Annotated in this window: 17 protein-coding genes; 9 read left to right on the forward strand and 8 right to left on the reverse strand. The window is 62.7% G+C overall.

Annotated features, from left to right (window positions below; translation table 11 throughout):
- Window positions 1-157 precede the first annotated feature (157 nt).
- A complete protein-coding gene (locus AACV02_RS19535; RefSeq protein ID WP_119741388.1) occupies window positions 158-1,042 on the forward strand; it encodes a sugar nucleotide-binding protein in 885 nt (294 codons plus the stop codon).
- Window positions 1,043-1,254: 212 nt separating this feature from the next.
- On the opposite strand, the gene AACV02_RS19540 is transcribed toward AACV02_RS19535, so the two are convergent.
- The 5 genes from AACV02_RS19540 to AACV02_RS19560 form a co-directional block, all read right to left on the reverse strand.
- A complete protein-coding gene (locus tag AACV02_RS19540) occupies window positions 1,255-1,953 on the reverse strand; it encodes an OmpW/AlkL family protein (RefSeq protein WP_106580231.1) in 699 nt (232 codons plus the stop codon).
- Between the two features lie 95 nt (window positions 1,954-2,048).
- Window positions 2,049-2,570 carry a DUF3299 domain-containing protein gene (locus AACV02_RS19545; protein WP_106580232.1) on the reverse strand — a complete coding sequence of 174 codons (522 nt, stop codon included), beginning with the start codon at window positions 2,568-2,570 and terminating at the stop codon, window positions 2,049-2,051.
- Between the two features lie 11 nt (window positions 2,571-2,581).
- A complete protein-coding gene (locus AACV02_RS19550) occupies window positions 2,582-3,847 on the reverse strand; it encodes an ABC transporter permease (protein ID WP_106580233.1) in 1,266 nt (421 codons plus the stop codon).
- Between the two features lies 1 nt (window position 3,848).
- On the reverse strand, window positions 3,849-4,559 hold the full coding sequence (locus AACV02_RS19555; protein WP_119741391.1) for an ABC transporter ATP-binding protein: 711 nt from the start codon (window positions 4,557-4,559) through the stop codon (window positions 3,849-3,851).
- A 148-nt stretch (window positions 4,560-4,707) separates the two neighbouring features.
- Complete coding sequence (locus tag AACV02_RS19560) at window positions 4,708-5,316, reverse strand: DUF2796 domain-containing protein (RefSeq protein WP_119741393.1); 609 nt, start codon at window positions 5,314-5,316, stop codon at window positions 4,708-4,710.
- A 130-nt stretch (window positions 5,317-5,446) separates the two neighbouring features.
- On the opposite strand from AACV02_RS19560, the gene AACV02_RS19565 reads away from it, so the two are divergent.
- Window positions 5,447-5,788 (forward strand): hypothetical protein, encoded by a 342-nt coding sequence (locus AACV02_RS19565; protein WP_119741395.1) that lies wholly within the window; start codon window positions 5,447-5,449, stop codon window positions 5,786-5,788.
- Here AACV02_RS19565 and trxA read toward each other — a convergent pair.
- From trxA to AACV02_RS19580, 3 genes are all read right to left on the reverse strand, one after another.
- Complete coding sequence (trxA, locus tag AACV02_RS19570; protein WP_106580237.1) at window positions 5,785-6,657, reverse strand: thioredoxin; 873 nt, start codon at window positions 6,655-6,657, stop codon at window positions 5,785-5,787. The genes AACV02_RS19565 and trxA overlap by 4 nt on opposite strands.
- A gap of 126 nt (window positions 6,658-6,783) precedes the next feature.
- On the reverse strand, window positions 6,784-7,440 hold the full coding sequence (locus AACV02_RS19575; protein WP_119741397.1) for a class I SAM-dependent methyltransferase: 657 nt from the start codon (window positions 7,438-7,440) through the stop codon (window positions 6,784-6,786).
- Window positions 7,437-7,892 carry a YbaY family lipoprotein gene (locus tag AACV02_RS19580; protein WP_106580239.1) on the reverse strand — a complete coding sequence of 152 codons (456 nt, stop codon included), beginning with the start codon at window positions 7,890-7,892 and terminating at the stop codon, window positions 7,437-7,439. The genes AACV02_RS19575 and AACV02_RS19580 overlap by 4 nt, the downstream gene beginning before the upstream one ends.
- Window positions 7,893-8,031: 139 nt before the next feature.
- Between AACV02_RS19580 and nrdR the strand changes: the two genes are divergently transcribed.
- From nrdR to thiL, 7 genes are all read left to right on the forward strand, one after another.
- Window positions 8,032-8,502 carry a transcriptional regulator NrdR gene (gene nrdR / locus AACV02_RS19585; RefSeq protein ID WP_164487963.1) on the forward strand — a complete coding sequence of 157 codons (471 nt, stop codon included), beginning with the start codon at window positions 8,032-8,034 and terminating at the stop codon, window positions 8,500-8,502.
- Window positions 8,499-9,635 (forward strand): bifunctional diaminohydroxyphosphoribosylaminopyrimidine deaminase/5-amino-6-(5-phosphoribosylamino)uracil reductase RibD, encoded by a 1,137-nt coding sequence (gene ribD, locus AACV02_RS19590; RefSeq protein ID WP_106580240.1) that lies wholly within the window; start codon window positions 8,499-8,501, stop codon window positions 9,633-9,635. Before nrdR ends, ribD begins: the two co-directional genes overlap by 4 nt.
- A gap of 48 nt (window positions 9,636-9,683) precedes the next feature.
- Complete coding sequence (locus AACV02_RS19595) at window positions 9,684-10,346, forward strand: riboflavin synthase (protein ID WP_119741399.1); 663 nt, start codon at window positions 9,684-9,686, stop codon at window positions 10,344-10,346.
- Between the two features lie 15 nt (window positions 10,347-10,361).
- Complete coding sequence (ribBA, locus tag AACV02_RS19600) at window positions 10,362-11,453, forward strand: bifunctional 3,4-dihydroxy-2-butanone-4-phosphate synthase/GTP cyclohydrolase II (protein ID WP_119741401.1); 1,092 nt, start codon at window positions 10,362-10,364, stop codon at window positions 11,451-11,453.
- Window positions 11,454-11,541: 88 nt separating this feature from the next.
- Window positions 11,542-12,018: a 6,7-dimethyl-8-ribityllumazine synthase gene (ribH, locus tag AACV02_RS19605; protein WP_003194576.1), complete on the forward strand. Its 477-nt coding sequence runs from the start codon at window positions 11,542-11,544 to the stop codon at window positions 12,016-12,018.
- Window positions 12,015-12,515, forward strand: coding sequence for a transcription antitermination factor NusB (gene nusB, locus AACV02_RS19610; protein ID WP_017135996.1), 501 nt, complete (start codon window positions 12,015-12,017; stop codon window positions 12,513-12,515). The genes ribH and nusB overlap by 4 nt, the downstream gene beginning before the upstream one ends.
- Before the next feature lie 18 nt (window positions 12,516-12,533).
- Window positions 12,534-13,499: a thiamine-phosphate kinase gene (gene thiL, locus AACV02_RS19615; RefSeq protein WP_119741403.1), complete on the forward strand. Its 966-nt coding sequence runs from the start codon at window positions 12,534-12,536 to the stop codon at window positions 13,497-13,499.
- Window positions 13,500-13,510: the final 11 nt, after the last annotated feature.

Consider the following 13,510-nt stretch of genomic DNA (forward strand, 5'->3'; position numbering starts at 1 on the left):
ATGCAACCGGCGGTGCCAAGTTGCAACCCCGCACTTTATCCGTGACGGTTGCGCTACAAACCCGCAAAATGCAACGATTCTGGAATAAACCTACGGCCGGCTTCATCCGCCTGCCGACAATAACCATCGTTCCAAACAGACCGGGCCTGCACACTCTATGCGAATGCGCCTTATGTTACTGGGCGGCGGGAATGCCCTCGGGCAAGCGCTGATTCGCCTCGGTGCAGAGGAAGACATCGGTTTCCTCGCACCCAAACCGCCCCAAGACGGCTGGGATGCCGCGAGCCTGACCCAATTGCTCGACGACACCCGTCCCGATGCGTTGATCAACCTCGCCTACTATTTCGACTGGTTTCAGGCCGAAGCGGTCAGCGAAAGCCGTTTGGCCGCTCAGGAATTCGCCATCGAGCGCCTGGCCGAGCTGTGCCAGCACCACAACATCACCTTGCTGCAACCGTCCAGCTACCGCGTGTTCGATGGCTCCCGCGCCACCGCCTACAGCGAGAAGGACGAGCCGGTGCCCCTGGGCCTGCGCGGCCAGGCGTTGTGGCGCATCGAACAAAGCGTGCGCGCCACCTGCCCGCAGCATGTGCTGCTGCGTTTTGGTTGGCTGCTGGATGACAGCGTCGACGGCACGCTCGGGCGCTTTTTGGCGCGGGCCGAGAAGCCGGACGAGTTGCTGATGGCCGATGATCGCCGGGGTAACCCGACGCCCGTGGACGATGCCGCGCGGGTGATCATCTCGGTGCTCAAGCAACTTGATTGCGCGGCACCGCTGTGGGGCACGTATCACTACGCCGGGCACGAGGCGACCACACCGTTGGCGCTGGGCCAGGCGATCCTTACCGAAGCGCGCAATTTCCACCCGCTGGCGATCGAGTCGCCTACCGCCCAGGCTCACGCGGCACGCCCGGATGCGGCAGATGAACCGCAACACGCGGTGCTGGCCTGCAAGAAAATCCTGCACACCTTTGGCATCAAGCCTCGGGCGTGGCGGGCCGGGTTACCGGCGTTGCTGGACCGGTTCTACCGCCACAGCTGACACCACACAAAACCGGAATGTGGGAGCCGGTTTTGTGTGGGAGCGGGCTTGCCTACGATGCCCGACAGGTTCTACCGCCACAGCTGACACGCTATAAAACCAAATGTGGGAGCGGGCTTGCTCGCGAATGCGCAAGGTCAGTCAACACATCAGTCGACTGACCCTGCACTTTCGCGAGCAAGCCCGCTCCCACATGGGTTATGCCGTGTGACTTAGAACTTGTAGCCGATACCCACCATGTAAACCATCGGGTCGACGTCCACATTGACCTTGGCGCGTGTGCCTTGGCCCAGCGCGTTGTTATCGACGGTGGCCTTGGTGCTGATGTCGATGTAGCGCGCCTGGGCGTTGATCATCCACTTGTCATTGATCATGTAGTCGGCGCCGATCTGTGCGGCCCAGCCCCAGGAGTTTTCGGCCTTGAAGTTGCTGAAACCGGCTTGTTCGGCGCGGCTGCCGACGTGCTCGTCGTAGATCCAGGTGTAGTTGATGCCGGCGCCCACGTACGGCTGAAAGGCAGATTTGCTATCCAGCGGGTAGTACACGACGCTCAAGGTTGGCGGCAAGTGCTTGAGGGTGCCGAGCTTGCCATTGGCGGCGCCGAGGGCGGTGTTCTTGATCTTCACATCGTGCTCGAACGGCGTGGCCGCCAGCAGCTCGATACCGACGTGGTTGGTCAGCATGTAGGCGAAGTTCAAACCCAGTTGGGTGTCGCTGCTCATGGTCGCCTTGCCGCCCAGGTTGGTGCCCGCCAATGGGCCCTGATCAACCTTCACATGGCCGCTGTCAGCTTTCGGATTCACGGTAATTGCACCGGCGCGAATCAGAATGTCGCCCGCTTCGTGAGCGTGGACGGCAGGGGCGGCGAGGGCGAGCGCGAAGAGGGACGCGCCGAGCAGAGACTTGTTCATGGGAGCTCCAAAAGGACGTTAAAAGTTGTACGTCCAATGGTAAAGATCGTTCCGTTCGATCCTTTGACTCAGCTCAATGAAAGGGCGATCAGCCCCTATTCCTGCAGCTCGTAGACATAAATCTTGTCGGCATCCATTTGATAACCGGCGTCGGCCAGTTCGCTGGATGACGGCTTGACCTGCATCGCGCCTTCGATCCAGTACGGCTGATACAACTCATCGAGTTTCACCCCGACTTCGCTTTTCACATGCACGATCTGGTTCGAGGGCGGCGGCGGTACGTGGATGCACGCGCCGAAATACGGCACCAGCAAAAACTCGGTGGTGCGGCCTTCTTCGCTGACTTCCAACGGCACGATGTAACCCGGCAAACGGATGTGCTTGCCGTCCAGGCTTTGCACCACCGGCGCATTGGGCAAATCCTGCTTGGCGGCCGGCGCCGACTCGACCGACAGCGCGTCGGCCATGTTCGACAGGTCGTGCAGCGGTTTCATGTTGGGGATTTCCGGCGGCGCGTCCGGGGGGATCATCTCCTGCCATGACAGATCCTTGGGCTGGTCTTCGGCCCAGACGGGCACTGCCACCAACAGCAACATTGCAAACAGGGCGCGACGCATCGAAGCCTTCCTCATAAACGTATGGACAGGCCATCGGCCAGTGATTGTCGATAGGCGCGCCACGCGGGCACGCTGCCCATTAACAGCGCCGCCGCGAGGATGCCGGCGAGCAAGGTCCATTCATATTCGCTCGGCCATGACATCGGCAGGTCCAGGCCGTAATTGGCCTGCAAATACCCGCGCGAGGCGGCGATGCACACGTACAACAAGCCGACGCCAGCGACCACGCCGGACAAGGCCAGGGCGAAGGCTTCAAAGATCAGCAGCGTTGCGATGTGCCACGGCCGCGCGCCCACCGAGCGCAAAATTGCCATTTCACGGCGGCGCTCGTTGAGGCTGGTGAGGATCGCCGTGAGCATGCCGATCAAACCGGTCAGCACCACGAACAGCGAGATCACGAACAGCGCTTTTTCGGCGGTGCCCATCATGCTCCACAACTCTTGCAGGGCCACGCCCGGCAATATCGCCAGCATCGGCTCGCCACGGAATTCATTGATTTCGCGTTGCAGGGCGAAGGTGGAAATCTTGTTGTTCAGGCCGAGCATAAACGCGGTGATGGCCTGTGGCGTGAGGTCCATGTTGCGCGCCTGATCGGCACTGATGCGGCCTTTGCCCTGGGCCGGCACGCCGTTGTGCCAGTCGATGTGAATGGCTTCCATGCCGCCCAGGCTGATGTGCAGCGTGCGGTCCACCGGCGTGCCGGTGCGTTTCAAAATACCGACCACGGTGAACGGTTTGTCATCGTGCTTGACCAGGCTGACCACCGCGACACCGTGGGCCAGCACCAGCTTGTCGCCCAGCGTGTAATGCAGCGCCTCGGCGACTTCGGCACCGAGCACCACTTCAAACGGGTCGGTGGCAAAGGCGCGGCCGCTGGCCAGTTCGAGGTTCTGTTTGCGACCGTATTGGTAATGCTCGAAGTAGGATTGGTTGGTGCCCATCACCCGATAGCCGCGGTGCGAGTCGCCGAGGGAAATCGGGATCGCCCATTTCACCTGCGGGCTGGCGGCGAAGTGCTCGTAGCTGTCCCAACGGATGTTGTTGGTGGCATTGCCGATACGGAACACCGAGTACAGCAGCAAGTTGACCGAGCCCGAACGCGCGCCGACGATCAGGTCGGTGCCGCTGATGGTGCTGGCAAAACTGTTGCGCGCCTCAACCCGCACGCGCTCCACCGCGAGCAACAAACAGACTGACAGCGCGATGGCAAAGGCGGTGAGGATCGCGGTAAAGCGGCGGTTAGCCAGGCTGGCCATGGCTAGACGAAACAAATACATCTCAAACCTCTGCGGGCGTGGCGGCGCGATTGAGTTCGGCCAGCGACAGGTGGCGGTCGAACAGCGGCGCGAGGCTCTGGTCATGGCTGACAAACAGCAGGCTGGCGCCAGCGTCGCGGCATTCGGCGAACAGCAATTGAATGAAAGCCTCGCGGGCGTCGTAGTCCAGCGCCGAGGTGGGTTCGTCGGCGATCACCAGTTCCGGTTGGCCGATCAGCGCGCGGGCGGCGGCGACGCGTTGTTGTTGGCCGATGGACAGTGAGTCGGCGCGGCGTTCCAGCAGGTCTTTGTCCTTCAAGCCCAAATGCGCCAGCAAGGTCGCAGCGGCTTGGTCGACACTGCCGTGGCGCTGAACCGCGCGTTGCGCGCGCAGCTTGGAAAAGTGGCAAGGCAACTCGACGTTCTCGCGCACCGACAGAAACGGCAGCAGGTTGAACTGCTGGAAGATGTAGCCGGTGTGGTCCACGCGAAAGCGGTCGCGGGCGCCGGCCGAGAGTTCGGTCAGCTCCTGGCCGAGCAGGCGGATGCTGCCCCGGCTGGGTTTCTGCACGCCGCCAAGCAGGCCGAGCAACGTGGTTTTGCCGCTGCCGCTCGGGCCTTTGAGAAACAGGGTTTCGCCTGCTTGCAGGCTAAACGCGGGGATGTCCAATAACTGTGGGTGACCGGGCCAGTTGAAGCCCAGGTCAGACAGTTCGATCAGTGCTTGGGTCATGTGAAATCAATATTGCCTGGTTGTGGAGCGTGGCGCCGATCCAATGTGGGAGCTGGCTTGCCTGCGATGGCATCAACGCGGTGCATCTGACTGACCGAGTCGTCTGCATCGCAGGCAAGCCAGCTCCCACAGTGATTGGGTTTTCAAATCAGAACTTCAGGGTGGCTGCGGTGGCCGTCGCTTCAACACCTTGCTGGCCGCTTGGGCCGATCAGTTGTACCTGAATCTTCTGAGTGGCGGGGAAGGTCTTGAACACCTGGGTCAGGTCGAGGTTGCTCAAGGCCGTCGGCGTGGCGCAGGTGAACTGGTAGTGGGCGTGGATTTCGCTGTGGTCATGATGATGTTCGTGGGCGGCTGCGCCTTTGCCGTCGGTGGCATGGTCATCATCGTCGTCGTCGTCATGGTCGGCTTCCGGCTTGTCGCCGAACAGCGGGCTGTTGAGTTCCTGGGTGCTGATCACGCAACCGGCGGCCTTTGGCACATTGAACAGGGCCAGTGGGTTTTCCAGTGACTTGCGGGCTGCGGCAACCTTGGCTTTGTCGGCGGGCGTGCTGGCCTGGTGTTCAAAACCCACGAGGTTCATGGCCGGGCTGTCAAATTCCAGCTCAAGTGCCTGACCGTCGAGTACCGCATTGAGACGCCCAACGCCATGCTCGTGGGCGCCGAGGCTGCCGTGCTCATGTTCGTGATCATCGTGAGCATGGGCAACTGCCAGTGGCAGCAGGGCAAACGGCAAAGCAAGCAGCAGACGGCGCATGAGAAGGCTCCAGAACATGAAAGTTTTGTTATGTGATCTTATAACAATAGTGCCAGAGTTTGACCGCCCGCTTGGCGTTGCGCAAGCCGCGTGGGAGCATGCCCGTCAGAAAAGTGCAGGAGTAAGGACGATGTTGCGAATTCGTGGAACTGTCGGCGACATGCCGGTGGACTTGACCCTGGAGCTGGACGACGGCGATTGGGCGCGATTGGGCGCTCAGTTGCAGGCCGCGCCCACGCCGAGCGCGCCCGCTGTCGCGCCGGTCAAACACACTGATGATCTGTGGCAGAGCGCCCAGGACCTGTTGCGCAAGGCCGGGCAACTCAACGGGCTGGAATTGCTCGATCAGCTGGAAGGCTTGGCCGGTGACGCCGCATCAGGCAAGCGCCTGCTGGTGCGTTTGCGCCATAGCGCCCGCGTGAAAGTGACCAGCGGCGGGGACACGCCGCTGTACAGCTGGATCGGCGATTAGTACAGCGCAGCAAACAATTTGCGGCGGTACGCGGTGACCAGCGGGTGGTCATTGCCGAGCAGTTCGAACACCTGCAGCAAAGTCTTGTGCGGCAAGCCCTCGCTGTAGCTGCGGTTGCGGATAAACAGCTTGAGCAGGCCTTCCAGCGCCGCGTCGTATTGCTGGCGTGCCAATTGCTGAATTGCCAGCTGATAGGCCGCCTCATCATCCTGCGGGTTTTGCGCCAGGCGGCTTTTCAAGTCGGCGGCGTCCGGCAGCTCGGCGGCTTGGCGCAGGAACGTGATTTGCGCCTTGGCGCCGGCGAGGGCGGCCTTGTGGTCGTCGCTTTTCACGGCGTCGAGCACGGCCTGGGCTTCGCTCAGTTCACCGCGCTCGGCCAGGCAGCGCGCGTACAGGATCAGCGCGCCGGCGTTGGTGTTGTCTTCACCCAGCAGCGTCACCAGCACCGCTTCGGCATCGCTGATGCGGCCTTCGGCAAACAGCGCCTGGGCCTGCTCCAGCGGATCAGCCGCCGCTGGTGGTGGCATCTGCACGTGCGGCTCCAGCATCGCGCGCACCGCCGACTCCGGCTGCGCGCCGGCAAACCCGTCCACCGGTTGGCCGTCCTTGAACAGCACCACGGTGGGCAGGCTCTGAATGCCAAAGCGCGCGACGATATCCTGCTCAGCCTCGCAATCGACCTTGGCCAGCAGCAACTCACCCTGATAACTCTCGGCAATTTTCGCCAACATTGGCATTAACGCCTTGCACGGCGCGCACCACTCCGCCCAGAAATCCACCAGCACGGGTTTCTCGAAGGAGTTCTGGATCACTGCCTGGTCGAAGGTGGCGGTGGTGACGTCGAAGATGTACGGCGTGGGCTCACTCATGGGGCGTCTCGAATAAAGCGGGAATGGGGCAACTATAAGGTGATGGAGTCCAGATCGCTATCGCGGGCAAGCCCGCTTCCACACTTGATCGCATTCCCTTGTGGGCGCGGCTTGCCCGCGATGGCCTCAAGCGCGCCGCGAATGGTACAGGCTCACCTTGCGAAACTCCCAAGGCTCGGCCAGGTCTGGCAGGGTCAGGGCATCAAGGACTTCCAGGCGCTGATAAGCCGGGTGCTGGAAGTCGCGCACGCGCGAGTCTGCTACCAGTGCTTCACGGCCGCGCGTCAGGAATTGATCAAGCAGCGGCAGGTTGGCGCGGTCGTAAAGCACGTCGGCCACCAGGATCAGGTCAAAGCGATCGGCTTCGGCGAAAAAGTCGGCTGAATAACGCAGTTCCACGCCGTTGAGTTCGGCATTCGCCCTGCAGGATGCCAACGCCAGCGGGTCTAAATCACACGCGACCACTTCCAGCGCACCCGCCTTGACGGCGGCAATTGCGGCCACGCCAGAGCCTGCGCCAAAATCCAGCACGCGCTTGCCGGCAACCCACTCGGGGTTCGCCGCCAGGTAACGCGCCAGCGCCAGGCCGCTGGCCCAGCAAAAACTCCAGTAGGGCGGTTCATGCAGGATGCGCCGGGTTTCTTCCTGGCTGAAGGCGCGGTCCATATTGTCCGCGTCCAGCAGCCACAACGACAGCGCGGTGCCCGGCAGCGGGCAGGGCACCAGTTGCGCGTCGCCGATCAGCGCGCTCAGGGCGCGTTGCAGGTCCAGCGGTGGCGTCATGGCGCCGGGACGAGCTGCAGCGGGCCAGTGGCCTGGGTAATCGCCTGGGTGATACGCACGGCGGGCAGGTGCAGGATCAACTGGCCGGACTGGCTGGCGCGACCGCGCAATTCAACCCGTGCACCGGCCGGGAACGCTTCCGGGTTAAAGCGCAGGCGGAAGGCCAGGGGCTTGCCGTTACCGGTCAATACGCTGCTGGCGAGCAGTTGTTGCGGGCGGTTGCGCTCGTCAATCACCAGCAGGGCCAGTTCGACTTCGGCGTTGGCCGGCACGCCGTTGAGGGTGCCGTTGATTTCGCGCTGGTAAGCCGGCAGCGGGCCGAGGTCTTCAATGCCGGGCACTTTTTTCTCTTGGGCAGGCGTCGGTTGAGGCACCGAAGGCTTGGGGGCTTCGCTGCTGCAGGCGACCAGAAAACTGAACAGGGTGAGTAAAACAAGTGGTCGTAACTGCATGTACGGCTCCAGAAAGGGCAAAATCCGTGGCTTTAAAATAAAGAAACATATAAGCCTGCCTATATACCGTAAAGGCTATGGCTTGTCTTGCCACAGGGATGCGCTACCATGGCCCTCCCTTTTTTTGTTGCCTGCCACCATGCACTGTCCCTTCTGCGGTGCCAACGACACCAAGGTCATTGACTCGCGTCTGGTCGCCGAGGGCGATCAAGTACGTCGCCGGCGCGAATGCCTGGCCTCTGGCTGCGGTGAACGTTTCACCACCTTCGAAACCGCCGAACTGGTATTGCCACGTCTGATCAAGTCCGACGGCAGCCGCCAGCCTTTCGACGAAGACAAATTGCGCGCCGGTATGCAGCGCGCCCTGGAAAAACGCCCGGTGAGTGTCGAGCGGCTGGAGGCGGCGCTGGTGCACATCAAGCACAAGCTGCGTGCGACCGGCGAGCGCGAGGTCAAGAGCCTGGTGGTTGGAGAGCTGGTGATGGGCGAGCTGCAAAAGCTCGACGAAGTCGCCTATATCCGTTTCGCCTCGGTGTATCGACGCTTCCAGGACCTCAATGAGTTCCGCGAAGAAATCGACCGCCTGGCCCGTGAGCCTGCCAAAAAATGAACCCTCCGTCTGCCGAACAAGCTGTCCTCGACGCCCATTACATGGCCCGCGCCCTCGAATTGGCGCGCAAGGGCGTGTACACCACCCACCCCAACCCGCGTGTGGGCTGCGTGATTGTGCGTGACGGGCAGATTGTCGGCGAAGGCTGGCACGAGCGCACCGGCGAACCGCATGCCGAGCCCAATGCCCTGCGCGCCGCCGGTGCCAAGGCGCGTGGCGCCACGGTGTATGTCACGCTGGAGCCGTGCAGCCACCACGGACGCACGCCGCCGTGTGCCGATGCACTGGTGACTGCCGGTGTAGCGCGCGTGGTGGCCGGGATGCAGGACCCGAACCCGGAAGTGGCCGGGCGTGGCATGCAGCGCTTGGCGCAAGCCGGTATCCAAACCCGCAGCGGCGTGCTGGAAAGCGAAGCGCGCGCGCTGAACCCGGGCTTTCTCAAGCGCATGGAGCACGGTCTGCCGTTTGTGCGGGTCAAGCTGGCGATGAGCCTGGACGGCCGTACCGCGATGGCCAGTGGCGAAAGCCAATGGATCACCGGCCCGGCCGCCCGCGCCGCCGTACAGCGCCTGCGTGCCGAGGCCAGTGTGGTGCTGACCGGCGCTGACACGGTGCTGGCCGACGGCGCGCGTCTGACTGTACGCGCCGCCGAGTTGGGCCTGGACGATGAAACCACCGCACTTGCCATGTCCCGCCCGCCCTTGCGCGTGCTGATCGACGGGCGCCTGCGGGTGCCGCTCAACGCGCCGTTCTTCAAGGCTGGCCCGGCGTTGGTCATCACCTGCGTGACGGCGGAAAACCAGTTCCCCCGTGGCCCCGAATGCCTGGTGGTGCCGGGCGTTGATGGTCAGGTCGACCTGCGCTCGGCCCTGGTGGCCCTGGCCGCCCGTGGCGTCAACGAAGTGCTGGTGGAAGCCGGCCCGAGCCTGGCCGGTGCGTTTGCCCAGCAAGGGCTGGTGGACGAGTACGTGATATTCGTCGCCGGCAAGTTCCTCGGCTCCGCCGCCCGGCCTTTGCTGGACTGGCCGCTTGAGAAACTGGCCGACGCCCCCCAACTCAAGATCACTGACATGCGCGCTGTAGGCGACGACTGGCGAGTCACTGCCATCCCTATGCCAGCAGCGAGCGTATAATTCCCGGCCCGCGCTTGAGCGACAGCCCCCCGTTTTCAGGAGAACGAAATGTTCACCGGCATTATCGAATCCATCGGCAGCATCCGTGCAATGACTCCCAAAGGCGGCGACGTACGCCTGCTGGTTGAAACCGGCAAGCTGGACCTGGGCGACGTCAAGCTGGGCGACAGCATCGCCGTCAGCGGCGTGTGCCTGACCGTCATCGAGCTGCCTGGCAACGGCTTTGCTGCCGATGTCAGCCGGGAAACCCTGGACTGCACCGCGATGAACGACCTCAAGGCCGGCAGCCCGGTCAACCTGGAAAAAGCCCTGACCCCGACCACGCGCCTGGGCGGCCACCTGGTCAGCGGCCATGTTGATGGCGTCGGCGAAGTGGTGTCCCGCAGCGAAAACGCACGGGCCGTGGAATTTCGCATCCGCGCACCCAAAGAGCTGGCCAAGTACATTGCCCACAAAGGCTCGATCACCGTCGATGGCACCAGCCTGACCGTGAACGCCGTCAATGGCGCCGAATTCGAACTGACCATCATTCCCCACACCCTGAGCGAAACCATCATGGCCTCGTACCAGCCAGGTCGCCGGGTGAATCTGGAAGTCGACTTGCTTGCCCGTTACCTGGAGCGCCTGCTGTTGGGCGATAAGGCCGCAGAGCCTACTGCCGGGAACATCACTGAAAGTTTTTTAGCCGCTAACGGCTACCTTAAATCCTGACCAAGGGGGTGCCGCGTGGCGCTCAATAGCATCGAAGAACTGGTTGAAGACATCCGCCAAGGCAAGATGGTCATCCTGATGGATGACGAAGACCGCGAGAACGAAGGCGACATCATCATGGCCGCCGAGGCCTGCAAGGCTGAGCACATCAACTTCATGGCCAAGCACGCTCGCGGGCTGATCTGCATGCCCATGAGCCGCGAACGCTGCGAGCTGCTCAAGCTGCCCTTGATGGCGCCGCGCAATGGGTCGGGTTTTGGCACCAAGTTCACCGTATCGATTGAAGCGACCACCGGCGTGACCACCGGTATTTCTGCGGCCGACCGTGCGCGCACCGTGCAAGCCGCCGCCGCCAAAGACGCCAAGGCCGAAGACATCGTCAGCCCCGGCCATATCTTCCCGCTGATGGCCCAGCCGGGCGGCACCCTCGCGCGTGCCGGCCACACCGAAGCCGCCTGCGACCTGGCTCGCATGGCCGGTTTCGAGCCGAGCGGGGTGATCTGCGAAGTGATGAACGACGACGGCACCATGGCCCGTCGCACTGAACTTGAAGCGTTTGCCGCCGAACACGGCATCAAGATCGGCACCATTGCCGACCTGATTCATTACCGCATGATCCACGAACGTACCGTTCAGCGGATTGCCGAGCAGCCGCTGGACAGCGAACTGGGCCAATTCAATTTGGTGACCTACCGTGATTCAGTGGAGGGCGACGTGCACATGGCCCTGACCCTGGGCAAAATCTGTGCTGAAGAACCGACCCTGGTGCGTGTGCACAACATGGACCCGTTGCGCGACCTGTTGATGGTCAAGCAGCCTGGCCGCTGGAGCCTGCGCGCCGCCATGGCTGCGGTCTCCGAGGCAGGCAGCGGTGTGGTGCTGTTGCTCGGTCACCCGTTGGACGGCGATGTATTGCTGGCGCATATCCGCGAAACCGCCGACCACGTGCCGGTGAAAAAACCGACCACCTACAGCATCGTCGGTGCCGGTTCGCAGATCCTGCGTGACTTGGGCGTACGCAAAATGCGCCTGATGAGCGCGCCAATGAAATTTAATGCGATATCCGGTTTCGACCTGGAAGTTGTAGAATACGTGCCCTCCGAATAAAGGCTGGCGATTTTTGCCCCTTGTTCGCGGTTAAATCATCACTGAGGGACGCACTTTTCGCGTCCCGGCTCTTTAAGAGATTTGTCGAATGACCCTGAAGACCATCGAAGGTACCTTCATCGCCCCCAAAGGCCGCTATGCCCTGGTGGTTGGCCGCTTCAACAGCTTCGTGGTTGAAAGCCTGGTAAGCGGTGCCGTTGACGCCCTGGTTCGCCACGGTGTGAGCGAGAGCGACATCACTCTCATCCGTGCCCCTGGCGCCTTCGAAATTCCACTGGTTGCGCAAAAAGTTGCTCAGCAGGGTGAATACGCGGCGATCATCGCCCTGGGCGCGGTCATTCGTGGCGGCACTCCGCACTTCGAATACGTGGCCGGCGAATGCACCAAGGGCCTGGCCCAAGTGTCCATGGAGTTCGGCGTGCCCGTCGCTTTCGGCGTGCTGACCGTAGATTCCATCGAGCAAGCCATCGAGCGTTCCGGCACCAAGGCCGGTAACAAAGGCGCTGAAGCTGCCCTGTCCGCGCTGGAAATGGTCAGCCTGCTGTCGCAGTTGGAGGCCAAGTGATTTCCGACGAGAGCGATCAGTTCAACCCTCAAGACCCGCGCCCTGCGGATGCCGGCAAGCCGTCCAAAAGCGAGAAGCGCCGTAAAGCGCGTCAACTCGCGACTCAGGCGCTGTACCAGCGTTTGATGGCCGGCGCTTCGTTGAACGAAATCGAAGCGCAGTTCCGCGTCGACAACGACTTCACGTTTGCCGACCAGAGCTACTTCCACGACATCCTGCACGGTGTGCATGCCAACCTGACCGAGATCGACACGGCGCTGGCGCCTTGCCTGGACCTGACGATCGAAGAGCTGGACCCGGTTGAACTGTGCGTTATGCGCCTGTCCACCTGGGAACTGCTCAAGCGCGTTGACGTGCCGTACCGCGTGGTGATCAACGAAGGGATCGAGCTGGCCAAAGTCTACGGTTCGACCGACGGCCACAAGTTCGTCAACGGCGTGCTCGACAAGCTGGCCCCGCGCCTGCGTGAAGCCGAAGTGAAGGAACACAAGCGCTAAGTCGCGCTTACCTTCCCAATGGGTGAGTTCGAGCTGATCCGCAACTACTTCGCCGCCGCGCCCTGTGCGCAGGGCGGCGAAGGCATTGCTCTTGGGATCGGCGACGACTGCGCCTTGCTGGCGCTCCCCGCTGGGGAGCAGTTGGCAATCTCCACCGATACCCTGGTGGCCGGCGTGCATTTTGCCGACCCGTGTGACCCGTTCCTGCTCGGCCAGCGCTCGCTGGCCGTGGCAGTGAGCGACTTGGCCGCCATGGGCGCCCATCCCCTTGCCTTTACCCTTGCCCTGACAACTCCGACGGTCGATGCCGATTGGCTGCAACGCTATGCCCAGGGTTTGAACGTCATGGCGCAAAGCTGCGGCGTGGGCCTGGTGGGCGGCGATACCACGCGCGGGCCGCTGAGCCTGACCCTGACCGTGTTTGGCCGTGTGCCGGCCGGGCAGGCGTTGACGCGCAGCGGTGCGCAACCGGGCGATTTGCTGTGTGTAGGCGGTGAGCTGGGCAATGCTGCAGGTGCCTTGCCGCTGGTGCTGGGCCAACGCACGGCCGACGCTGCTATCGCCGAGCCGCTGCTGGCGCACTACTGGTCGCCACAACCGCAACTGGCGTTGGGCCTGGCGCTGCGGGCAAAGGCTACATCGGCCATGGATATCTCCGACGGGCTGTTGGCTGATTGCGGGCATATCGCCAAGGCGTCGGCTGTGAGCCTGGTGATTGAGCGTCAGCACTTGCCGTTGTCCGCGGCCTTGCTGGCGTTTCTGGGTGATGACCAGGCGCGCGTGGCAGCCCTGAGCGGTGGCGACGACTACGTATTGGCGTTCACGTTGCCGCCGGCCGAGCTGGCGCCGTTGCAGGCTGCTGGTTGGCCGATCCACGTGATCGGTCGGGTCGAGGCGGGGCAGGGCGTCACCTTGCTCGACGCCACTGGGCAAGACATCACCCCGGCCGTGCGCGGCTATCAGCATTTTCGCGAGACGCCGTAAGCCGGCCACCT

Source organism: Pseudomonas sp. Larv2_ips (assembly GCF_963879675.1).
Classification (GTDB): Bacteria; Pseudomonadota; Gammaproteobacteria; order Pseudomonadales; family Pseudomonadaceae; genus Aquipseudomonas.